The following is a 21,055-nucleotide window of genomic DNA, read 5'->3' as shown; positions in this document are numbered from 1 at the left end:
CCCGAAAGACGGAGTTTCCATGCGCGCCGAGGCCGAACAGAATGTCGAGCGGATCGAGAAATCCCTGGCGCTTCTCGCCCAGCGGCTCGACTGGGAGACTGCCGAGCACCGGCTCGAGGAATTCAACGCACGGGTCGAGGATCCCGATCTCTGGAACGATCCCGAAGCGGCGCAGAAACTCATGCGCGACCGCCAGCTTCTCGTGGATGCGATGGACACCTATCGCAGCCTGAAGCAGGACAAGGAGGACCAGGTCGAGCTTATCGAGATGGGCGAGGCCGAGGGCGACGAGGAGATCATCTCCGAGGCCGAGACTGCGCTCCGAACCATCGCCAAGACCGCGGCGGCCAAGGAACTCGAGGCGCTCCTTGACGGGGAAGCGGACGGCAACGACACGTTCCTGGAGATCAATGCGGGCGCCGGTGGCACGGAAGCCTGCGACTGGGCGCAGATGCTGCAGCGCATGTATGTCCGCTGGGCGGAGAGCAAGGGCTACGACGTCGAGTTGCAATCCGAAGAGCCGGGTTCAGAGGCCGGGATCAAATCGGTGGCCTACAAGATCTCCGGGCACAATGCCTATGGCTGGCTCAAGACGGAATCGGGCGTGCACCGGCTCGTCCGCATCTCGCCCTTCGGCAAGGGCACGCGCGAGACGTCCTTCGCAAGCGTCTGGGTCTATCCGGTGGTCGACGACAATATCGATGTCGAGGTCAATCCGGCCGATATCCGCGTCGATACCTATCGCTCCTCGGGTGCCGGCGGTCAGCACGTTAACACCACCGACTCCGCCGTCCGGATCACGCACCACCCGACCGGCATCGTCGTGACGTCGTCCGAGAAATCGCAGCACCAGAACCGCGATATCGCGATGAAAGCGCTGAAGTCGCGCCTCTACCAGATGGAGCTCGAGCGCCGTCACGCGGAGATCAACGCCCAGCACGAGGCGAAGGGCGAAGCGGGATGGGGCAACCAGATCCGCTCCTACGTTCTGCAGCCTTACCAGATGGTGAAGGATCTCAGGACGAACGTGGAGACGTCGGACACGCAAGGCGTGCTCGACGGTCATCTAGATCCGTTCATGGCCGCGACGCTTGCGCTCAAGGTCTCCGGGAAAAGCCGCTCCGACGCTCAGGATTGAGGCTGCGGGTCAGCCCATCGGCGCGCCGATCCTGAGAAGTTCCCGGTGGTATTCCGGTAGGCCTTCCGCGTCGTGCAGGCCCGTCTTTCGCGCTACCCTCAAGGCATCCGAGATCCGGGTGCCCAGATGCTCGAAGACGACACGTTCCATGATCCGTCCCGCCTCGGCCTCCGATACGGAGCGGTTGGAAAACCCGACCCAGTAATTGTTGGCAAAGCTCGGCACGCGGGTGAGGAAGTTGAAGCTGAGGTTCTGCGCGTTGCGTCGGCTGACCAATGCGACGATCCCGTTCGCCTGCGGAAAGATCGTGCCACGGAATTCTCGCGTGAAGCGGCTGAGCGACAGGCCTTGGCTCTTCATCATGCGCCGATCCTCGTAGCCGCGGATGAAGGCTTGGCCGTATTCTCGGTAAACCATGACGAGGCCGGTCACGAAACGCGTGTCGGAGACGAAACTCCGGCGTGAATACCGGAAGAACCCGTTCGGGAACTCGGTCTCCGAGGGACTGATCGCGGCGATCCCGCCAATGAATTGCGACAGTTCCGCTCCCGCGACGCGGCGCTTGCGCGCGTCCTCGACCTCTTCGAGGGGCTCGAGCACGATCCGGGCATCGAGATCGAAGTAGCTGCAGATGCGGTGCAGCACATCGGGTCGCGGAAAGCTCTCGCCGTTCAGATACCGGTTGTACTGGGTGCGGTTGATCCCAAGCTCGCGGCACAGGCCGGAGATGGACTCAGCCTTGGCGCTCAGCTTGCGCAGGTTCTGCCCGAACTGCAGGCGCAGTTCGGAAGGCTTTGTTTTCGATCGGTTTTTCCCGGCGGAAGGAGAAGGGTCCGTCATTGCATCCAAGGCTATCATTCTTCCGGTTCTATCGTATCTGAAATTTGCGGGAGGCTGATCTGACGCTAACTCGCGTCACTTATAGCATGAACTGACACTAATTCGAGTCGCCGGTTACGAACTAGAGTCTTTTCTCGCTCCTGCAGACACTTACCCTGATTTCCAAGGACAATAAGGAGACGATGCGTGAAGGCTTTGAATATGCAGGGTGTCGTTATGTGGGCTGATAGCAGCAAAGGCACCGCAGTGATCTGGTGCGACGACCAGGGCGAGCTCGCTTATGTCGAACCCTGTCAAGATGAAGAGACCAGGTCGCTCCTTGTCGTGGGCGCTGCGGTCTCGTTCGACCTTGATTCCGCGTCGGATGTGCGCAGGGCGCGCAACTTGCGTGGCAGCGAAGGCGGCAGCCGGTCCGCACTTGCGTCCATCCTCGCGCATCGTCTCGCGGGAGACGCCAAGGCGCGCGATCCCGCGACCGACACGCTCACTTGCGTCGCCTGAAAGCTCGCGCGGTCAGGAGCCGCGCGAGAGGGCCGCGACGCCCGTTCGGGCGATTTCCGCAAGACCCAAGGGACGCATGAGATCGGCGAAGGCGTCGACCTTTTCGGGCGTTCCCGTGATCTGGAAGACGAAGCTTTCCAGCGTCGAGTCGACGACCTGGGCCCGGAAGATATCCGCAAGCCTGAGCGCCTCGACCCGCTTGTCGCCGGACCCTGCGACCTTCAGAAGCGCGAGTTCGCGTTCGACGGACATGCCCTCGACGGTGAGGTCGTGCACCTCGTGCACGGGCACGATCCGGCCGAGCTGCGCCTTGATCTGTTCGATCACCTGCGGTGTGCCGGTGGTGACGATGGTGATGCGCGACTGGTGGCCTTCGTGATCGACCTCCGCCACGGTCAGGCTGTCGATGTTGTAGCCTCGACCTGAGAACAGCCCGATCACCCGTGCCAACACGCCCGGCTCGTTATCCACGATCACCGCGAGCGTGTGGGTTTCGATCGTCTCCGAGAAGGAGGGGCGCAGGTTATAGGCCGAGTGCTTGGTCGAGCCTTTCTTGATCTTCAGCGCGGACATGGATCTTCCCTTTCAAACGGGGCGCGCGCGGCGCGCCCCTTGCTTACCGATGTGACGACGAAAGGCAGGCTCAGACGAGCACCGCGCCCGAAGTGCTGATCGCGTCCTTGGTGGAGGCTTCGCCCAGCAGCATCTTGTTGTGCGGCTCGCCCGACGGGATCATCGGGAAGCAATTTTCGTGCTTCTCCACCACGCAGTCGAAGATGACCGGCCCGTCATAGGCGAGCATCTCGCGGATCGCCTCGTCGAGATCGGCGGGGTCGTCGCAATAAATGCCCTTGGCCCCGAAGGCCTCGGCGAGCTTGACGAAATCGGGCAGGGCTTCGGACCAGCTATGCGAGTAGCGCTCGCCGTGCAGAAGTTCCTGCCACTGGCGCACCATACCGAGGCGTTCGTTGTTGAGGATGAACTGCTTCACCGGCAGGCGGAACTGCACCGCCGTGCCCATCTCCTGCATATTCATCAGCCAGGATGCCTCGCCGGCGACGTTGATGACCAGCGCGTCGGGATGGGCCATCTGCACGCCGATGGAGGCCGGGAAGCCGTAGCCCATCGTGCCGAGGCCGCCGCTCGTCATCCAGCGGTTGGGATCCTCGAAGCCCATATATTGCGCCGCCCACATCTGGTGCTGACCGACCTCGGTGCAGACATAGCGGTCCTTGTCCTTGGTCAGCGCCTCGAGCCGTTCCAACGCGTATTGCGGCTTGATCGTCTTCTGGGAGGGTTTGTAGGTCAGGCATTTGACCTTCTTCCACTCCTCGATCTCGGCCCACCAGCGCTGCAGGCCTTCGCGGTTGACCTTCCGGCCACGCGATTTCCAGACCTTCAACACATCCTCGAGGACGTGCGCCACGTCGCCGATGATCGGCATGTCCGTCTGCACGACCTTGTTGATCGATGATGGGTCGATATCGATATGGGCTTTGCGCGAATTGGGCGAGAAGGCGTCGATCCGGCCGGTGATCCGGTCGTCGAAACGCGCGCCGACATTGATCATCAGATCGCAGCCATGCATGGCGAGGTTCGCCTCGTAGAGCCCGTGCATTCCCAGCATGCCGAGCCAGTGACGGCCCGAGGCGGGATAGGCGCCGAGGCCCATCAAGGTGGAAGTGATCGGAAAGCCCGTCGCCTCGACGAGCTCGCGCAGAAGCTGGCTCGCTGCCGGCCCCGAATTGATGACGCCGCCGCCGGTATAGAAGACCGGGCGCTCGGCGGTCTCGATGGCCTCGACGAGCTGCGTGATGATGTCCATGTCGCCCTTCACGCGCGGTTGGTAGCGCTGCGTGTTGGCTTGGGCCTTGGGCTGATATTCGGCGCTCGCGAACTGCACGTCCTTGGGGATGTCGATCAGGACGGGGCCGGGGCGGCCCGAGGTCGCGACGTGGAAGGCCTCATGGATCGTCGCCGACAGCTTGGTTGTGTCCTTCACGAGCCAGTTGTGCTTCGTGCAGGGACGGGTGATGCCGACCGTGTCCGCCTCCTGGAAGGCGTCCGAGCCGATCATGAAGGTCGGCACCTGGCCCGAGAGGACGATGATCGGGATCGAGTCCATCAGCGCATCGGTGAGCCCGGTCACCGCATTGGTCGCGCCGGGTCCCGAGGTGACGAGCGCCACGCCGGGCTTGCCGGTCGCGCGCGCATAGCCTTCGGCGGCGTGGACCGCGCCCTGTTCGTGACGCACGAGAATGTGGCGAATGTCGTTCTGCTGGAAGACCTCGTCGTAGATCGGTAGCACCGCACCGCCAGGATAGCCGAATACCGTGTCCACACCCTGATCCCGCAGGGCTTGAACCACCATTTTCGCTCCGGTCATCGCCTTGGTCATCGATCTACTCCATCTCAGGCGTCGTCATTGGTGCTGCGCATAAAAAAGCCCTCGGGGGGATCCGAGGGCGCATGGGGTACCGTTCAGGGTGTCCGTTACCGGCCCATGCGCCATGTCCCTACGATGTCTACGAGGATGAGGGTCATCCCGTGGCTCCTTTCGCGCGTGCGGATCACGTTTAGGCGGGCGCTCCACCGGGGTCAACCGCAAAAGCGACGAAAATATTACCCTGAACGGGTTCAGTTCTTTCACAATATTGCGCCGATCGCTGAGCCCGCGACGTTTTCGCGATTTTGGCCGCGCAACACGCGACAGTGAGGGGCGTGCGGCTTGGTGACAGGCCCTGCGCGGCTAGATCGCACTCGCAAGGGCCATTGCGGAGACGACATGCACAGACGTGGATTCATGATGACGGGGGCGGCGGCGCTGACCGCGCCGATGCTGCGCGCGCAGAGCGCCGGCTACGCCGAGACGGCCGGCGGGCTGGACCAGCTTCACGCGCTCATCGTGCGGCAAGGCGGCGAGGAGGTCTTTGCCGAGGCGTTTCGCGGACCGGGCCTAGACAGCATCGCCAACATAAAATCCGTCTCGAAGACGTTGGTCGCGCTCCTGACCGGGATCGCGATCGACGAGGGCGCGATCGAGGGACCGGAGGCGCGCGTGCTGCCGCTTCTGGGTTTGCCGGATCGGGACGATGCGATCAACGCGCTCACCGTCGGCGATCTTCTGTCGATGCGCACCGGGCTCGAAAGCACGTCGGGGGGCAATTACGGCTCGTGGATCGCGAGCGACAACTGGGTCCGCGCCGCGCTCGCGCAAGATGTGGTGGCGGAGCCCGGCGGGCGCTTCATCTACTCGACCGGCGGCTGGCATGTCTTGGGTGCGGTCCTGTCCGAGGTCACGGGGCGCAGCCTTCGCGATCTGGCGCAGGACAGGCTCGGCGGACCACTCGATATCTCCTTCCCGCCCTGGGCGCGCGATCCGCAAGGGCGGTTCCTAGGCGGCAACGAGATGGCGGTGACGCCGCGCGGTCTGTCGCGGATTGGCCAGATGGTTCTCGATGGCGGCCGTTGGGACGACGTGGAGGTTGTGCCCGAGCGCTGGATCGAAACCTCGTGGGAACGGCGCGCCCGCTCACCGTTCTCCGGCGACGGATATGGATATGGCTGGTTCCTGACACGTATCGAGAGCACGCCGGTGCGTTACGGGCGCGGGTATGGCGGGCAAATCCTCGCCGTTGCGCCCGAGCGGGAGATCGTCATCGCGATCACGTCGGACCCGACGCTTCCGGCGCGATCGGGGGGCTATTTCGGCGCGCTGAAATCGTTGATGGGTGAGGTCTTGCGCGAGGTCTGAGGCGCGATCTTCACAAGAAGATCGCTTGGAAAGCGTACGCGCTTTCCAAGCCTGCCCCAATCCGCGCCCTGATATGCCGTGGAAAATCAGCCCCGGCGGCGCCGGCGGCCCGCGGGTCGATCCGAGCTTGCACCAAAGCCCGTCTCCGGCAGGTCAACGACCGCGCGCAGCTCGGGGAACGGGTCGGTCTTGTGCGGTATCGCGTTCGCAGCCACGAAATGCTCTTGGAACCGCGGCTCGATGGCGGTTTCGACCTTGGTGATCTCCCGCACGACGCGCTCGATCTCGGCGCGTGCGCTGATATTGCACAGCGCGATGCGCGCACCGGTCCCCGCAGCGTTGCCCGCGCTCGTCACCTTGTCGAGCGGAACATCCGGGATCATCCCGAGAACCATCGCGTGTTTCGGCGAGATATGCGCGCCGAACGCGCCCGCGAGCACAACCCGATCTACCTTGTCGACGCCGCGCTCGTCCATCAGAAGCCGCGCGCCGGCATAGAGCGCCGATTTCGCGAGCTGGATCGCGCGCACGTCGCCCTGCGTCACGGAAATGCGGGGCCCGCCGGTCTCGGAAGCGTCCCAGATCATGTATTGCCAGGTTCGACCGTCCGCGACGGAGCGGGACGTTCCGGTCTGCTCGGGCGAGCCGATGAGACCTGACGGATCCATCAGCCCCGCGATACGAAGCTCGGCCACCGCCTCGATGATGCCGGAGCCGCAGATGCCGGTGATGCCGTTCTCGCCGACCGCGTCGTGAAAGCCCGGCTCGTCCGACCAGAGATCGCAGCCGATCACACGGAAGCGGGGCTCCTTGGTCTCGGGGTCGATGCGGATCGCCTCGATCGCGCCGGCCGCCGCGCGCTGACCCGAGGAGATCTGCGCGCCCTCGAAAGCGGGGCCCGTCGGAGAGGAGCAGGCCAGAACGCGGCTGCGGTCGCCCAGAATGATCTCGGCATTGGTGCCCACGTCTACGACGAGAACGAGGTCGTCGGACTTGCCGGGCTCTTCGGACAACGCGACTGCCGCCGCATCCGCCCCGACATGGCCGGCGATGCAAGGCAGGACGTAGATCTGCGCGGTGGGCCGCAGCGCGTCGAGACCGAGCTCCCGCGCGGTCAGGTGCATGGCATCGGAGGTGGCGAGCGCGAAGGGGGCCTGCCCGAGCTCGACGGGGTCGATCCCGAGCAGCAGGTGGTGCATGACCGGATTGCAGACGAAGACCGTCTCGACGATCAGCTCCGCTGCGATCCCGGCCTCCTTCGCGATCTCGAGCGCGAGCGTGTCGATGGCTTCACGCACGGCGCGGGTCATTTCGTCCGCGCCGCCTTCGTTCATCATCGAATAGGAGACCCGGCTCATCAGGTCTTCGCCGAAGCGGATCTGCGGGTTCATGATGCCCGAGGAGGCGACGACCTCGCCGGTATCGAGATTGGTCAGATGCGCCGCGATGGTGGTGGAGCCGAGATCGATGGCGAGCCCGTAGATGCCGGTCTCGTGCAGCCCGGGGAAAAGCGCGGTCAGCCTGTGCGCGCCGGCGCCGTGATCGCGGTGCAGCGCGGCCGTGACCTGCCATTTGCCCTTTCGCAGGATGGGTTGCAGCCCGGCCATCACCGAGAGGTCGGCCTCGAGCCGTTCGATCCCCCATTCGCGCTTCAGTGCGGCGGCGAGCCGTTCGAAATCGCCTGACGGCTCATGCATGTCAGGCTCCTGGACCTCGACGAAGTAGAGCCGGGTCGCGGGGTCCATCTCGATCACGCGGGCGCTCGCGGCCTTGCGGACGATCTGGCGGTGCACCTGGCTTTCGGCGGGTACGTCGATCACCACGTCACCGCGGATCTCGGCCTGGCAACCGAGACGGCGGCCGGGTTTCAGCCCGCGTTTCTCGTCATAGCGCGCCTCGACCTTGTTCCAGTCCGACAGCGCGTCCTCGCGCGAGCTGACCCCGTGCTTGGAGAATTCGCCGAAGGCCGGGGCCACCTGGCACTTGGAACAGATGCCGCGCCCGCCGCAGACCGAATCGAGATCCACGCCCAGTTTGCGCGCGGCGCTCAGAACCGGCGTTCCGGTCGGAAAACGTCCGCGTTTGCCCGACGGGGTGAAGACGACAAGGTGATCGGTGCTCATGGATGCTCCTGCGCGCATGTCCTCGCCGGCGCAACATATGCATATTTAGAGCAGGGGAAAGCCGCGGAGCGACATGCTTTCGTTACTCTCCGTCGAGCCAACGCAGAATCTCGCCCCTATTGCCGTCGAGATCGGGGGCCGGCCCGCGCGAGGAGCGATCCTCGACGCCGCTTATCTTGATCGGATTGCCCGCGGCGACGAAGGCTTTGCGCCCGTTCCGGTCAAGGACATCCACCACCATGTTGCGCGCGAGGATCTGCGGGTCATGCATCACCTGGTCGATATTCTGGATAGGCGCGTTCGGGATGCCCGCAGCGGTCAGCTTCTGGATCCAGTAGCTGCGCGTGTTTTCCAGCGTGACCGCCTCGATGAGCCGTTTCAGAAGTCGGGCGTTCTCGCAGCGGGCAGCATTGGTTGCAAAGCGCGGATCGTCGGCGATGGGCAGCATCAGCGCGAGACAGAGCTTCTCGAACAGCTTGTCGTTGCCCGCCGCGATGACGAAGAGTCCGTCCGAGGCATGGAAGGTCTCGAACGGAGCGATGGACGGATGCCGTGCGCCGGTGGGTCCGGGCGGCTTGCCCGTGACGGAGGTGATCGCCACGGCGTGTTCGAGGATGGCGAGCTGACTGTCGAGCATGGAGATGTCGATCTTGCGGCCGCGCCCTGTTCTTTCGCGGTCATAGAGCGCCGCGAGCACGCCTTGGGCGAGATACATCCCCGCCACGATGTCGCCGATGGAGGCACCGACGCGCACCGGCTCGCGACCGGCCTCGCCAGTGATGGACATGACGCCGCCTCGCGCCTGCACGACCATATCGTAAGCCGGGCGTTTCGCATCCGGCCCCGTATGACCGAAACCCGAGACCGCGCCGTAGATGAGCCGGGGAAACCGGGACGAAAGATCGTCCCAGCCATAGCCCAGCTTTTCCATCACGCCAGGGCGGTAATTCTCGAGGATGATATCGGCGCGCGCGACGAGCCGTTCGAATGTCGCGCGGTCGTCCTCGGCCTTGAGATCGAGCGCGATGGAGGCCTTGCCGTGGTTGATCGCGGCGAAATAAGCGCTCTTGCCGCTCTTGAAGGGCGGAAAGGTGCGGGTGTCGTCGCCGGTGCCCGGACGCTCGACCTTGATGACCCGTGCGCCGAGATCGGCAAGCGTCATCGAGGCGAAGGGACCGGCGAGGACATGGGTGAGATCGAGGACGACAAGTCCTGCGAGGGGCTGCGGCATGGTAAGCGACTTTGTGCTGAGAGCTTCGTTGGCGTCAGTTGAAACGCCTATCGCCGAAGTGTGACAAGTCCTCAAATGCGGATCGGCGAGAAGTCGCGGTCAGCCGCCGGCGGCGCGTGCGTGGAAGATGAATCCGAGGGCGTTCATGAGGATCTGCGCGGCCAGGATCGAGGTGACGCCGGCTGGATCGTAGGCGGGCGCGACCTCGACGAGATCGAAGCCGACGACCTCGTGGTGGCGTGCGACCTCCTGCAAGAGCTCCAGCACCTCGTAATAGAGAAATCCGCCATGCGACGGCGTGCCCGTGCCGGGCGCGATCGAGGGGCAGAACGCGTCGATGTCGAGCGTGATGTAGACCCGCGCGCCCGGCGGGATTCGCGCGGCGGTCGCGCGCGGACCGATGGCGCGGCATTGCCGCACCGACAGGATATCGGCACCCATCGCGCGGGCATCGCCGTAGCCTTCCCTCGCGGTGGAGGAGACATTGCGGATCCCGACCTGTGTCAGACCCGAGATGAACGGCCGCTCGGCCGCGCGGCGCATCGGGTTGCCGTGGCCGTGCCGGACGCCGTGTCGCTCGTCCACGAAATCGAGATGCGCGTCGATCTGGAGGATATGGATGTCGCCCTGATCGTCGAAAGCGCGGATGATGGGGATATTGACCGAGTGATCGCCGCCGATCACCACCGGCAGGGCCGCCGCGCCGAGGGCCGCGCGCACGCCCGCCTCGATATTGGCGTGGCTTTGCGTCGTGTCCGTGTGGATGATGTCGGCATCGCCCATATCCACGATCTGTACGTCGGGACCAAGATAGGTGACGTCGTCCTCGTGGTCATAAGCGCCTGAATGCCCAAAGGAAAACAGCGTCGAGGCCTCGCGCACCCCGCGCGGGCCGAAGCGCGCGCCCGCGCGCCACTGGGTGCCCGCATCGAAGGGTGCCCCAAGGATCGCCGCATCGGCGTCGAGCCGCGACCAATCGGGCTCGTAGGGCTTTCTTGCGAAGGTGCAGATGCCGGTGAAGGGCAGGTCGAGCCTGCCGGTCTCGTAGCCATGTGTCATGTCGATGAGTTTCAGGCGGCAAGGCGATTTCGGCAAGTGAAATGACCGGGGCAGGGTGGCCATGCCCGTCTTTTGGTCCATCTGTCAGGCAAGAGTTCATCAGCCGGAGGAGGGCCCCTATGCGTCGCCTGCCCAAATGGCTCGCTCCGAGCCTCATCGCCGCGCTCCTTGGAGGTGCCGCCATGGCCCAGTCCGACCAGTTCCGCACCATGCCCGATCCTGCGGAGCTCTCGAGCTGGCGATGGGAAAACAGGCTCCTCTTCGTCATCGGCGGCGGGCAGGACGATGCCGCCTTCGATGACCAGATAGAGAGGCTCAGGGCCGATCCGTCCGGGTTGAGGAATCGCGATCTGATTGTCTTCACTGATCCCGAGGGGCGCTCGGCTCTCTCGCGGGAGTTCGACGCGGAGGGGTTCGCCGTGGTCCTTGTCGGCAAGGATGGCGGCGTGAAACGGCGCGAGACTGCGCCGCTTGCGCTTGATTCACTCTATTCCACCATCGACGCGATGCCGATGCGTCGGCGCGAGATGCGCGAGGACGGTTAGGCGAAGGTCTTGGCGAACGCGCCGCGATAGATCGCGCGTAGCTCCTCCAGCGGAGCGGACTGGCCGCCGATCTTCACGGTATCGCCCTGGAACTTGCCGACGCTTTTGATCTCGACGCGCGCGGCACCGGCCCGGGTCATCAGTTCCTCGGCCTGGTCGAAGTTGCAGGCAACGAGATAGCGCGCCTGGTCCTCACCGAAGAGAAAGGGCGTGCTGTCATCGTCGAGGACGAGCCCGACATCGCCCGCCTCGGCCATCGTGAACGCCGCGAGCGCCAGCCCGCCATCCGAGATATCGGTGCAGGCCCGGACAAGGTCGCGGTTGCCGAGGATGAACGCGCCGTTCTTCGCTTCTTCGTCTAGATCAACATTGGGCGCGTCGCCATCGGTCCGGTTGAAGACTTCGGCAAGCAGCGCCGACTGACCGAGATGCGAGCCGGCAGCGCCGACCATGAGCAGGACATGCCCGTCGCGCGGACGACCGAGGATCGGCTCCTCACCGGCGGCGATCAACCCGACCGCGCCGATGGTCGGCGTCGGCAGGATGCCGGTGCCGTCGGTTTCGTTGTAAAGGGAGACGTTGCCCGAGACGATCGGCATGTCGAGCGCCGAGCAGGCCTGCCCGATGCCTTTGATCGCGCCAACGAACTGGCCCATGATGGCCGGTTTCTCGGGATTGCCGAAATTCATGTTGTCGGTGGTGGCGAGCGGTTTCGCTCCGACCGCGACGAGATTGCGGAAGGCTTCGGCCACGGCCTGCTTGCCGCCCTCTTCGGGGTTCGCCTTGACGTAGCGGGGCGTGACATCGGAGGTGAAGGTGAGGTGCTTGTCCGTGCCGTGAACGCGGATCACGCCCGCGCCATAGCCCGGCCCTTCGACCGTGTCGGCCATGACCTGGCTGTCATATTGCTCGAAGAGCCAGTTCTTTGCCGCGTAGTTCGGGCAGGCAATCAGCGCTTTCAGCCCGTCGATGGGATCTATCCCCGGCACGTCCGACAGCGGCTCTGCCGCCGGTGTGGTCTCCCACGGACGGTCGTATTCGGGCGCGTTGCCGGACAGCGCACGCAAGGGAAGATCGGCCTTCACCTCGCCCCCGTGCAGGATCAGGAAACGGTCCTCCGGGATGGTCTCGCCGACGATGGCGAAATCGAGATCCCATTTCTCGAAGACCGCGCGGGCTTCGGCTTCTTTCGCGGGGTCGAGCACCATGAGCATCCGCTCCTGGCTCTCGGAGAGCATCATCTCGTAGGCGCTCATGCCCGGCTCGCGGCAGGGCACGCGGTCGAGGTCGAGCTTGACGCCGAGCTCGCCCTTGTCGCCCATCTCGACGGCCGAGCAGGTGAGACCCGCGGCGCCCATGTCCTGGATCGAGACGACCGCGCCCGTTTGCATCAGCTCGAGACAGGCTTCCATGAGGCGCTTCTCGGTAAAGGGATCACCGACCTGAACGGTGGGGCGCTTTTCCTCGATGGTCTCATCGAATTCCGCCGAAGCCATCGTCGCGCCACCGACGCCGTCGCGCCCAGTCTTCGCGCCGAGATAGACGACGGGGCGGCCGACGCCCGATGCGGCGGAGTAGAAGATCTTGTCGGCATCCGCTAGGCCCGCCGCGAAGGCGTTGACGAGGCAATTGCCGTTATAGGCCGGATCGAACCGGGTCTCGCCGCCGACGGTCGGCACGCCGAAGGCATTGCCATAGCCGCCGATACCTTCGACGACACCGTGCACGAGCTGCCTTGTCTTGGGATGGGAGGGCTCGCCGAAGGAGAGCGCGTTCATCGCCGCGACGGGCCGGGCCCCCATCGTGAAGACGTCCCTCAGGATGCCGCCGACGCCCGTCGCCGCGCCCTGATAGGGCTCGATATAGGAGGGGTGGTTGTGGCTCTCCATCTTGAAGACGACGGCCTGCCCGTCGCCGATATCGACGACGCCCGCATTCTCGCCCGGCCCGCAGATCACCTGTGGACCGGCGGTCGGCAGGGTTCGCAGCCATTTCTTCGACGACTTGTAAGAGCAATGCTCGTTCCACATCGCCGAGAAGATGCCGAGCTCGGTGAAGGTTGGCTCGCGCCCGATGATCTCGAGGATGCGCTCGTATTCGTCGGGCTTGATACCGTGCGCGGCGATCAGATCGGACGTAATGGCCGGCTCTTGCATGGGCTCTCTCGCTCCCCTCGGGTCTGGCTTGCCGGGTCTTTAGGCCATGACTTGAGCGGAGTGAAGGGGCGCTTTGACGGTTATGACCAGCCTGCGGCCTGACGCTTCGCGCGATCGAGGATCTCGGGCGTCCGGATCGGCGCGCCATTGGCGAAGAACGGGGTCTTCGTGTCGCCGGACAGCCTGGCCGCGAGCCCGCGTCCGATCACACCCCAGCCGACCTTGGCCATACCGCGTTCGCGCACACGCCCTGTGGCCGACTTCGTGTTCACATGGTTTCGACACGAGCCGAGGCGCGTCTCGTCCCACGGCAGAACGAGGCCCGCGAAGGGCAGGGCGGGCGTGGCGATTGTGTTCGCGACCGGCGTGCCGCAACAGGACGCATACCACCTCAGAGCGCCGCGCGAGGTCATTCGCAGGCAGGCGAGGCTCTCCGCGCCGGCTAGGAAGGATACATTCCGCGGCAGCGTCTGGTACAATCGGGTTCCGGCCTCCGGGCCGAGATAGGTCTCGGATCGATTCAGGTGCCGGATGTAGCTTTGGCAACCCATGCAGTAGCAGGCAAGCTGGGTGCCGGACGCGTCCGCAGCGATCTGCCAGCGGGTCTTGCCGCAGCTGCAGGACAGGGAAATAGGATCGGACATCGGTGTCTCCGGTCTGCGGTTCCGACGATGCCATGATCGGCATGGCTTGCCCAGCGATACTGCGAAAAAAAAGGGCCGCCCGAAGGCGGCCCAGGGGAAGAGGTCCGGCCCCTCAGGGATTTGCAAAAGGCCGGGCCGAGGCAGGGCTCAGCCTTGCCAGAAGGGGCGGGCGGCCTCGCGGCGCGCCGCGCGCGTGTCAATCCCGATGTCGCGAAGAAGATGAGGGTCGAGCCGCGAGAGGTGCTTTCGCGTGCGCGCGCGCTCGGTCCACACGGTCAGCACCACCGCCACCTTGAGCGCGACAACCGCCGGCAGCGCAAGACGCGGCGCTTCGGCTAGGATGGCGAGAGAGGCGGAGTGAGGTGCTGCGGCGGACATGGGATATCTCCTTCGAAAATGCGTCGTCCGATTGTATTGATACAATATGGCGCTATTGCCATGCATTAAGTGGTACAATAGGGTCTGGGTATGGTCGAGGGAAACATTGTCATGGATACAATATTGTCCGCCTATGCCGGGATCGGAGATGGAGGGCCGAAATACCGCCGCCTCGCAGATGCCGTTCGCTCTGCGATCGAGGCAGGCCGTCTCGCGCCGGGCGACAAGCTGCCGCCGGTACGCGATCTCGCCTACGATCTCGGCATCACGCCCGGCACGGTCGCGCGGGCCTACACGATCCTGACCGATAGCGGCGCTGCGCGGGCCGAGGTGGGGCGAGGCACGTTCGTGAACGGGGCGCGGCCCGTTCGGCCCAAGCTCATGCCCGATCCGCCCTGGCCTGCGACCGAAGAAACCGAGCCGGAAAGCGCCTTCGTCAGCTTCGTGTCGCCGAAGCTGCCCGATTGCGGTCAGGTCGACATGATCCGCGCGTCCTTCGCGCGGCTTGGCGATCAGCCCGCGCTGCGGCTCTTGAATTATCCGTCCCGCGCGGCTTTCCGGCCTGCGCGCGAAGCGATCCTCGAGCATATCTCGGACACGCCGCTCGGACCCGTCTCGGAGGATGACCTGGTCTTTTCCCATGGCGGGCAGAACGGGATCGGCATTGTCATGCAGACCGTCCTGCGCGGCGCGAAGCCGGTCGTGCTGGTCGAGGAACTCTCCTATCCCGGCTTCCGGCGTGCCGCCGAACTTCTGCGTGCCGAGGTCATCGCGGTGCCGATGGACGGCGAGGGGATCAGTCCCGAGGCGCTCGACGACCTGGCGCGGCGACATTCGGCGCAGCTTCTTTGCACCTCGCCCGAGATCCATAACCCGACGGGGATACGCACGCCCGACCATCGCCGCGAAGCCATCGCGGAGGTCGCAAGGCGGCGCGGTCTGCACGTGCTCGAGGACGATTGCTACCGGCTCGCGCCGCGCTCCGGGCCAAGCTATCGGGGTCTTTTGCCGGATCTTGGCTGGTATGTCGGGTCGATCTCGAAATCGGTGACGCCGGCATTGCGGATAGGTTTTTGCGTCGCGCCGCAAACCTGGCGCGCGGAGATGCGGCGCGTGGCCGATCACGGCTTTTTCAGCCTGTCCCTGTCGCTGGCAGATCTTCTGACGGATCTTCTCGCGCAGCCGGAGATGACGGGCGTGCTCGATGCGGTGCGGGCCGAATACAACCGCTACATCCGGGCAGCGGCCAATATTCTCGGCCGGTTCGATCTGACCTGGCGCGACGACGTGCCGTTTTTGTGGCTGCATCTACCGTCTGGCTGGCGCGCGGCGGCCTTCGCGCAAGCGGCCGAGAAAGAGGGTGTGCAATTGCGCGCGGCGGACGAGTTCGCGCTTCGGGACGGCTTTGCCCCTCACGCGATCCGAATCGCGATCAACGCTCAGGTGTCGCTGGTCGCCTTCGAGGCGGCGATGGAGCGGGTGCGCCGGCTTCTGGAAAACCCGCCCGAGGGCATAGCCGTCTGAGCTGTGCGTGGGGTATATTGATACCTATTTTTCAAGCCTCTGATATTACTCAGTTAATTCGATAAGGCGCGTGTTGACTGTATCTTCCCGATCCTTATAACCCGCCCATCGGATCGCGCCGGACCGGGCTTTGCCTGCCTCCGGCATCGAAGACAGCAAACATTGGGGTGACCCGCATGAAAACCTTCTCGGCAAAACCGGCCGACATCGAGAAGAAGTGGATCGTGATCGACGCTGAAGGCGTCGTTCTCGGCCGCCTCGCCTCGATCATCGCGCAGCGCCTGCGCGGCAAGCACAAGCCGTCCTTCACGCCGCACATGGATATGGGCGACAACGTGATCATCGTGAACGCGGACAAGGTCCAGCTCACCGGCAAGAAGCGCCAGGAAAACTTCTACTGGCACACCGGCTATCCGGGCGGCATCAAGTCCCGCACGAAAGAGCAGATCCTTGAGGGCGCGCATCCCGAGCGCGTGGTTTTCCAGGCCGTCAAGCGCATGGTCCCGGCGAACCGCCTGGGCCGCAAGCAACTCGCCAACCTGCGCGTCTATGCGGGCGCGGAGCATCCCCACGAGGCGCAATCGCCTGAAGTGATCGACGTCAAGTCGCGCAACTCCAAGAACACCCGGGTGGCGAAGTAATGGCTGAGCAAATCAATTCCCTCGAAGAACTGGGCAACGCGGTCACCGACGATATCGGCGCCGTTCAGGGCACCGAGACCGAAATCAACCGCGAGCCTGTCCGTGATGAATTCGGTCGGGCCTATGCCACGGGACGCCGGAAGGACGCCACGGCGCGCGTCTGGATCAAGCCGGGCTCCGGCAAGGTCACCGTCAACGGCAAGGAGCTGAACGCCTACTTCGCGCGTCCGGTTCTGCAGATGATCCTGCGTCAGCCCTTCACCGTCGCCGGTGTCGAGGATCAGTTCGACGTCATGGCCACGGTCAAGGGCGGCGGCCTCTCGGGGCAGGCCGGTGCGGTCAAGCACGGCGTCTCCCGCGCGCTGCAGCTCTACGATCCCAGCCTGCGTCCCGCGCTGAAAGCGGCAGGCTTCCTGACCCGCGACAGCCGCGTCGTCGAGCGCAAGAAGTACGGCCGCCGCAAGGCCCGCCGCAGCTTCCAGTTCTCCAAGCGCTGAGGCGTTTGCTGGTACGAATGTCGGAAAAGGCCGTCCCTCGGGGCGGCCTTTTTTATGGCGGTGCAATGGGTTAGGAAGCGACATGCAGCTCAGACTCGACGATCTCTGGTCCGAAGTGCGGCGCGTGAAAGGCGCGCCTATACCGGGCGTGCCGAAGCTCTTCGCGATCATGCGCGACGAGATGGCCTTGCTGCCAACGTTCCTGCAACATTACCGCACGCTTGGGTTCGAGCAGTTTCTGATCTTCGATGATGGATCTATCGACGGATCATCGGAACTGCTGGAAGCGCAGCCGGATGTGGTTCTGTATCGCAGCGAGAGCCGATATTCGACGCCTCTCACCATCGCGTACCCGGATGGAGAGTTACGAAAGGACCGGTTCGGTATCTGGCTGAAGGCCGCTCTGCCACATGTGGAAGCACCCGGCGAGGTCGTGGCGTATTTCGATGCTGACGAGTTTCTGATCCTGCCCGACAACATGAAGAATGTCGGTCAAATCATTGAAGACATGTCTGAAAGCAGCCAATCCGTGATTTGTGCTTCGGTTGTCGAGTTCTTTCCCGAGACTGTCTCTGATCTCGAAAAGCCGATGCCGGGAACGCCTGCCGGTCTGTTCGACGCGTATCCTTATTTCGAGCCCGAAGCGCTCGTGCGGCTTAAGCAGGGGGAACAGCCTGACCCGTTCGGTATCTCGAAAACGAACCGGCTTTTCGAGATTCACGAGATCGGACGAGAGAAAGCATCCCTTTGGCGCCGCCTGCGGGGACGCGGGCCCAAGAAACGGTTCAATCGCTCGCCGCGCCACAAGCTACCCTTCATTCGGCGCGACGCGGAGATATGGCAGGTGGGATCACACTACGCGAGCGTTGCGCCTGCGCCGGACAAGCTGCTGACGATCGCGCATTTCGTCTTCACCGCGGAGTTCGCGGCCAAGATAGACCGCGCGCGCGAATGGCGGGCTCACACGGAAAGTGCCAGCAAATACGACCATTACGCGGAACTTCTTGACGTGATGCGTGAGCGCGACGGAAGTTTTCTGAGTGAGCGCTCGGTGCGCTATGAAGGGCCGTGGCAGCTTCGCGACGCAGGGCTCATGGTGTGGTGAGAACGAATTTCGCGCTTGGCCAGAGCGTGCGGATCTGCGGTAGCCTTTCGGCAGCGGCGCGGTAGACGGCTTCGTAATGCGCCGCAATCTCGGCCGAGAGAGCGTCCGAGACCGGCGCGCCGCCAGCGCGCGCATTGACCTTCCGGGCTCCCGCTGCCGGCTCGACGGGCACGCCTGCAAAGCGCGAGAGGGATTCGATTCCCGCGTCGGTGAAGAGCTCTTCGAAGAGGCAGCCATACCGCGCCTCGGAAGGGAACGCGGTCTCCATCGCGGCGAGGGTCAGGTCGTAGCGGCTGCGCGCTTCCGCCTCGTCGCTGACGTAGAACGCGCGCAACGCATCTTCAGCGTCCTTGCCTGGCGCGAGCCGGCCCTTATCGACTTCCATCCGCATCAGCGAATGAAGCCGCGCGACCGGATCGCGCATGACGAAGATGGCGCGCGTCTCGATCCCGCGCTTGGCGAATTCGTCGCGGATTCGCGCCAGTCTGTCGGCGGGCAGCGCAGCGTAGGACGGCGTGACATCACCGGTGCGCGCGATGCCGGGCTGGTTCAGAAGTCCTTGAAAGTAGTCGAAATACGCGTCCGGGTCCGATTGCAGGCGCCAGCGGAGGTGCTGTGCAGGCTCGTCCGCGCCGATCGTCATTTTCGCGCGGGCGCGCAGACGCTCCGCCAAGGGGGGACGCGGCACCGCGTAGCGCGCGAAGACGCCGCCGAGCGTATGTTCCCAAACCTGGTATTCGCCGAGCCGTCCGAAATCGCTGCCGGGCGCGCGGTCGAGATAGGCCTGCACCCAGCTCGAGCCGCATTTCTGCCCGCCGAGCCCGAGAAAGAAGACCGGATCTGCCAAGCCTATTCCGTATCCGTGCCGCGCAGCGCGAGGATCGCGGCGATGCCGATGGCCGCGAGGCCCGCGACGGCGATGTTGAATGGCTGCGCGTTGGAGAGGATCACCGCGACCAGCGCCCAGATCACCGTCAGCCCGTATTCTGGCGCACGGTGGAGGCGGTATTGAACCGTGAGCGCCACGGCCAACGCGATGACGAGCGCGACGAGGGCCGCGGGCGTCTCGGGCAGCAGGCCATAGCCACCAAGGACCAGACCGATGGACACCGAAGATGCCGCTGTCAGCCAGCCCGCATAGATCGCCACGGGCGAGAGCTGCCAGATGCGGTCCTCGTCGCCGACACGAAAGAGCGCCATCAGCGCGGTGCCGAGCATCGCCCAGATCATCACGGTCGCCAAAGGAACGGAGACATTCGCAGCGGGAATCCAGGCCGCGCCGATCAAGAGGCTCAATGTCAGCCAGGGGCGGGCGGGTGCCCAATCTTCTTCATCGCGCCGGCGCCAAAGGCCGAAGGCAGTGCCCGCGATGAGCCAGAGATAGATCAAACCCCAGATCGAGAAGGCATAGCCCGCCGGCTGTACCGCCGGATCGTCCTGCGCGACGGGAAACTGGCCCGGCTCGAAGCCGTTGAATCCGTTCGAGAGAATCGGCGAGGCCGCGAATGCGAGAGCGGCGATCAAGGCCGCCACCGCCCAGAGGGTCTGGCGCGTCTCGGCGCTCATGCCAAAGTGCCTTCGGCTGTCAGCCGCGTCTTGCCGCCGAGATGGCGATGAAGCACCTCGGGCAGCGTGACCGAACCGTCTTCCTCCTGGCCGTTCTCGAGAACGGCGATCAGCGCGCGCCCGACGGCAAGGCCCGATCCGTTCAGCGTGTGAAGGAACTCGGGCTTGCCGCCACCGGCGGGCTTGAACCGCGCGTTCATGCGCCGGGCCTGGAAGGCGCCGCAGGTCGAGACCGAAGAGATCTCGCGATAGGTGTTCTGCCCCGGCAGCCAAACCTCGATATCGAAGGTGCGCCGCGCGCCGAAGCCGATATCCCCGGTGCAGAGCGACACGGTGCGGTAGGGCAGGCCCAGCTTTTCGAGGATGCCTTCCGCGCAGGCGGTCATTCGGCGATGCTCCGCGTCGCTCGTCTCGGGATGGCACACCGTGACCATCTCCACCTTCTCGAACTGGTGCTGGCGAAGCATGCCCGACGTATCGCGCCCTGCGCTGCCGGCCTCGGAGCGGAAGCACTGGGTATGCGCGACGTAGCGGCGAGGCAGGTAGTCCTCATCCACGGTCAAACCGTTCACGATATTGGTAAGCGTCACCTCGGCGGTGGGCACGAGCCACCAGCCATTGGTCGTCTGGTAGCTGTCCTCGCCGAATTTCGGCAATTGCCCGGTGCCGAACATCATCTCGTCGCGCACGAGAACGGGCGTCCAGGTCTCGGCCAGGGCGTTCTCATCCACATGCGTGTCGATCATGAATTGCGCGAGCGCCCGGTGCAGCCGCGCAACCGCGCCGGACAGAACGACGAAGCGCGAGCCCGAGAGCTTGGCTGCCGTCTCGAAATCCATGCCGTCCTGAACGGCAGCAAGGTCGTAATGCTCGCGCGGGGCGAAATCGAAGGCGCGGGGCTCGCCCCAGCGCTTGATCTCGACATTGTCCTCTTCGTCCTCGCCGTCGGGCACGTCGTCATGGACGAGGTTCGGCAATCCCATCAGGAGGTTCGTGAGCTCGGCATCAAGATCGCGGGCGCGGGCCTGCATGGCGGCGACCTCGTCCTTCTTCTCGCCAACGAGGGCTCGAAGCCGCTCGAACTCCGCTTCGTTGCCTTGCGCCTTGGCCTGACCGACCTCCTTCGAGGCACGTTTCTGCTCGGCCTGCGCGGTCTCCGCGGCGTGGATCGCGGCTCGGCGTTCCTCGTCGAGCTTCAGGATCGGGGCCGAGGCCTCGGAGATCCCGCGCCGTGCCATGGCCGCATCGAAGGCCTCCGGGGTCTCGCGAATGAAGCGAATGTCGTGCATCGCCCTGATCTCCTTGCGGTTATGCGGGCGGGCGGCGGCCGCCCGAGTCGCGATGCTTATGCCT

At 64.7% G+C, this 21,055-nt stretch carries 20 protein-coding genes; 8 read left to right on the top strand and 12 right to left on the bottom strand.

From position 1 onward, the window contains the following. The first annotated feature begins 19 nt into the window (after positions 1-19). Positions 20-1,138 (top strand): peptide chain release factor 2, encoded by a 1,119-nt coding sequence (gene prfB / locus BM171_RS05700; RefSeq protein ID WP_093009869.1) that lies wholly within the window; start codon positions 20-22, stop codon positions 1,136-1,138. A gap of 9 nt (positions 1,139-1,147) precedes the next feature. Here prfB and BM171_RS05695 read toward each other — a convergent pair whose 3' ends face one another. Then, positions 1,148-1,978 carry a helix-turn-helix domain-containing protein gene (locus BM171_RS05695; RefSeq protein ID WP_093009868.1) on the bottom strand — a complete coding sequence of 277 codons (831 nt, stop codon included), beginning with the start codon at positions 1,976-1,978 and terminating at the stop codon, positions 1,148-1,150. Between the two features lie 186 nt (positions 1,979-2,164). On the opposite strand from BM171_RS05695, the gene BM171_RS05690 reads away from it, so the two are divergent. Next, a complete protein-coding gene (locus tag BM171_RS05690) occupies positions 2,165-2,479 on the top strand; it encodes a hypothetical protein (protein WP_093009867.1) in 315 nt (104 codons plus the stop codon). 12 nt (positions 2,480-2,491) lie between these two features. Here the strand turns inward: BM171_RS05690 and ilvN are convergent, their stop codons facing one another. Both ilvN and BM171_RS05680 read right to left on the bottom strand, forming a co-directional pair. Next, positions 2,492-3,052, bottom strand: a complete 561-nt coding sequence (gene ilvN, locus BM171_RS05685) for an acetolactate synthase small subunit (protein WP_093009866.1) — start codon at positions 3,050-3,052, stop codon at positions 2,492-2,494. A 70-nt stretch (positions 3,053-3,122) separates the two neighbouring features. Further along, a complete protein-coding gene (locus BM171_RS05680; RefSeq protein WP_093009865.1) occupies positions 3,123-4,877 on the bottom strand; it encodes an acetolactate synthase 3 large subunit in 1,755 nt (584 codons plus the stop codon). A 387-nt stretch (positions 4,878-5,264) separates the two neighbouring features. Between BM171_RS05680 and BM171_RS05675 the strand changes: the two genes are divergently transcribed. Further along, on the top strand, positions 5,265-6,233 hold the full coding sequence (locus tag BM171_RS05675; RefSeq protein WP_245760194.1) for a serine hydrolase domain-containing protein: 969 nt from the start codon (positions 5,265-5,267) through the stop codon (positions 6,231-6,233). A gap of 86 nt (positions 6,234-6,319) precedes the next feature. On the opposite strand, the gene BM171_RS05670 is transcribed toward BM171_RS05675, so the two are convergent. The 3 genes from BM171_RS05670 to speB all read right to left on the bottom strand — a co-directional run bounded on the left by BM171_RS05670 (position 6,320) and on the right by speB (position 10,646). Continuing rightward, positions 6,320-8,356, bottom strand: a complete 2,037-nt coding sequence (locus BM171_RS05670) for an ASKHA domain-containing protein (RefSeq protein WP_093009864.1) — start codon at positions 8,354-8,356, stop codon at positions 6,320-6,322. An 82-nt stretch (positions 8,357-8,438) separates the two neighbouring features. Next, entirely contained in the window at positions 8,439-9,587 is a 1,149-nt protein-coding gene (locus tag BM171_RS05665; RefSeq protein WP_093009863.1) for a CaiB/BaiF CoA transferase family protein, read from the bottom strand. Between the two features lie 99 nt (positions 9,588-9,686). After that, positions 9,687-10,646, bottom strand: coding sequence for an agmatinase (gene speB / locus BM171_RS05660; protein ID WP_093010107.1), 960 nt, complete (start codon positions 10,644-10,646; stop codon positions 9,687-9,689). A gap of 119 nt (positions 10,647-10,765) precedes the next feature. On the opposite strand from speB, the gene BM171_RS05655 reads away from it, so the two are divergent. Continuing rightward, positions 10,766-11,191: a DUF4174 domain-containing protein gene (locus BM171_RS05655; RefSeq protein WP_175497498.1), complete on the top strand. Its 426-nt coding sequence runs from the start codon at positions 10,766-10,768 to the stop codon at positions 11,189-11,191. Here the strand turns inward: BM171_RS05655 and purL are convergent. The 3 genes from purL to BM171_RS05640 all read right to left on the bottom strand — a co-directional run bounded on the left by purL (position 11,188) and on the right by BM171_RS05640 (position 14,369). Continuing rightward, on the bottom strand, positions 11,188-13,347 hold the full coding sequence (purL, locus tag BM171_RS05650) for a phosphoribosylformylglycinamidine synthase subunit PurL (protein ID WP_093009861.1): 2,160 nt from the start codon (positions 13,345-13,347) through the stop codon (positions 11,188-11,190). The two genes, BM171_RS05655 and purL, sit on opposite strands and share 4 nt — an antisense overlap. An 80-nt stretch (positions 13,348-13,427) precedes the next feature. Next, positions 13,428-13,991: a DUF6151 family protein gene (locus BM171_RS05645; protein WP_093009860.1), complete on the bottom strand. Its 564-nt coding sequence runs from the start codon at positions 13,989-13,991 to the stop codon at positions 13,428-13,430. Positions 13,992-14,138: 147 nt separating this feature from the next. Further along, positions 14,139-14,369: a DUF1127 domain-containing protein gene (locus BM171_RS05640; protein ID WP_093009859.1), complete on the bottom strand. Its 231-nt coding sequence runs from the start codon at positions 14,367-14,369 to the stop codon at positions 14,139-14,141. A 111-nt stretch (positions 14,370-14,480) separates the two neighbouring features. On the opposite strand from BM171_RS05640, the gene BM171_RS05635 reads away from it, so the two are divergent. The 4 genes from BM171_RS05635 (at position 14,481) to BM171_RS05620 (ending at position 18,136) form a co-directional block, all read left to right on the top strand. After that, positions 14,481-15,893, top strand: a complete 1,413-nt coding sequence (locus BM171_RS05635; protein WP_093009858.1) for an aminotransferase-like domain-containing protein — start codon at positions 14,481-14,483, stop codon at positions 15,891-15,893. A 176-nt stretch (positions 15,894-16,069) separates the two neighbouring features. Then, entirely contained in the window at positions 16,070-16,534 is a 465-nt protein-coding gene (gene rplM / locus BM171_RS05630) for a 50S ribosomal protein L13 (protein ID WP_093009857.1), read from the top strand. After that, positions 16,534-17,031 carry a 30S ribosomal protein S9 gene (gene rpsI / locus BM171_RS05625; RefSeq protein WP_093009856.1) on the top strand — a complete coding sequence of 166 codons (498 nt, stop codon included), beginning with the start codon at positions 16,534-16,536 and terminating at the stop codon, positions 17,029-17,031. Before rplM ends, rpsI begins: the two co-directional genes overlap by 1 nt. Before the next feature lie 82 nt (positions 17,032-17,113). After that, complete coding sequence (locus BM171_RS05620) at positions 17,114-18,136, top strand: glycosyltransferase family 2 protein (protein WP_093009855.1); 1,023 nt, start codon at positions 17,114-17,116, stop codon at positions 18,134-18,136. On the opposite strand, the gene BM171_RS05615 is transcribed toward BM171_RS05620, so the two are convergent. Genes BM171_RS05615 through serS form a run of 3 tightly spaced genes read right to left on the bottom strand, consistent with a single transcriptional unit; the run spans position 18,123 to position 20,991 of the window. Beyond that, positions 18,123-18,983, bottom strand: coding sequence for a hypothetical protein (locus tag BM171_RS05615; protein ID WP_093009854.1), 861 nt, complete (start codon positions 18,981-18,983; stop codon positions 18,123-18,125). The genes BM171_RS05620 and BM171_RS05615 overlap by 14 nt on opposite strands. A gap of 2 nt (positions 18,984-18,985) precedes the next feature. Continuing rightward, a complete protein-coding gene (locus BM171_RS05610; RefSeq protein ID WP_093009853.1) occupies positions 18,986-19,702 on the bottom strand; it encodes a hypothetical protein in 717 nt (238 codons plus the stop codon). Beyond that, positions 19,699-20,991 carry a serine--tRNA ligase gene (gene serS, locus BM171_RS05605; protein WP_093009852.1) on the bottom strand — a complete coding sequence of 431 codons (1,293 nt, stop codon included), beginning with the start codon at positions 20,989-20,991 and terminating at the stop codon, positions 19,699-19,701. Before serS ends, BM171_RS05610 begins: the two co-directional genes overlap by 4 nt. Positions 20,992-21,055 lie beyond the last annotated feature (64 nt).

Source organism: Roseivivax halotolerans, from assembly GCF_900115815.1.
GTDB lineage: Bacteria > Pseudomonadota > Alphaproteobacteria > Rhodobacterales > Rhodobacteraceae > Roseivivax > Roseivivax halotolerans.
Note: the sequence above shows the minus strand (reverse complement) of the source record. Positions and strands in the feature narration are given on the sequence as shown.

Coding starts and splice junctions, on each gene's coding strand:
- speB (WP_093010107.1), bottom strand. CDS start 10,646: ATGACACATGGCTACGAGACCGGCAGGCTCGACCTGCCCTTCACCGGC.
- BM171_RS05620 (WP_093009855.1), top strand. CDS start 17,114: ATGCAGCTCAGACTCGACGATCTCTGGTCCGAAGTGCGGCGCGTGAAA.
- BM171_RS05640 (WP_093009859.1), bottom strand. CDS start 14,369: ATGTCCGCCGCAGCACCTCACTCCGCCTCTCTCGCCATCCTAGCCGAA.
- prfB (WP_093009869.1), top strand. CDS start 20: ATGCGCGCCGAGGCCGAACAGAATGTCGAGCGGATCGAGAAATCCCTG.
- BM171_RS05655 (WP_175497498.1), top strand. CDS start 10,766: ATGCGTCGCCTGCCCAAATGGCTCGCTCCGAGCCTCATCGCCGCGCTC.
- BM171_RS05695 (WP_093009868.1), bottom strand. CDS start 1,978: ATGACGGACCCTTCTCCTTCCGCCGGGAAAAACCGATCGAAAACAAAG.
- rplM (WP_093009857.1), top strand. CDS start 16,070: ATGAAAACCTTCTCGGCAAAACCGGCCGACATCGAGAAGAAGTGGATC.
- BM171_RS05665 (WP_093009863.1), bottom strand. CDS start 9,587: ATGCCGCAGCCCCTCGCAGGACTTGTCGTCCTCGATCTCACCCATGTC.
- BM171_RS05680 (WP_093009865.1), bottom strand. CDS start 4,877: ATGACCAAGGCGATGACCGGAGCGAAAATGGTGGTTCAAGCCCTGCGG.
- ilvN (WP_093009866.1), bottom strand. CDS start 3,052: ATGTCCGCGCTGAAGATCAAGAAAGGCTCGACCAAGCACTCGGCCTAT.
- BM171_RS05645 (WP_093009860.1), bottom strand. CDS start 13,991: ATGTCCGATCCTATTTCCCTGTCCTGCAGCTGCGGCAAGACCCGCTGG.
- rpsI (WP_093009856.1), top strand. CDS start 16,534: ATGGCTGAGCAAATCAATTCCCTCGAAGAACTGGGCAACGCGGTCACC.
- serS (WP_093009852.1), bottom strand. CDS start 20,991: ATGCACGACATTCGCTTCATTCGCGAGACCCCGGAGGCCTTCGATGCG.
- BM171_RS05675 (WP_245760194.1), top strand. CDS start 5,265: ATGCACAGACGTGGATTCATGATGACGGGGGCGGCGGCGCTGACCGCG.
- purL (WP_093009861.1), bottom strand. CDS start 13,347: ATGCAAGAGCCGGCCATTACGTCCGATCTGATCGCCGCGCACGGTATC.
- BM171_RS05670 (WP_093009864.1), bottom strand. CDS start 8,356: ATGAGCACCGATCACCTTGTCGTCTTCACCCCGTCGGGCAAACGCGGA.
- BM171_RS05635 (WP_093009858.1), top strand. CDS start 14,481: ATGGATACAATATTGTCCGCCTATGCCGGGATCGGAGATGGAGGGCCG.
- BM171_RS05610 (WP_093009853.1), bottom strand. CDS start 19,702: ATGAGCGCCGAGACGCGCCAGACCCTCTGGGCGGTGGCGGCCTTGATC.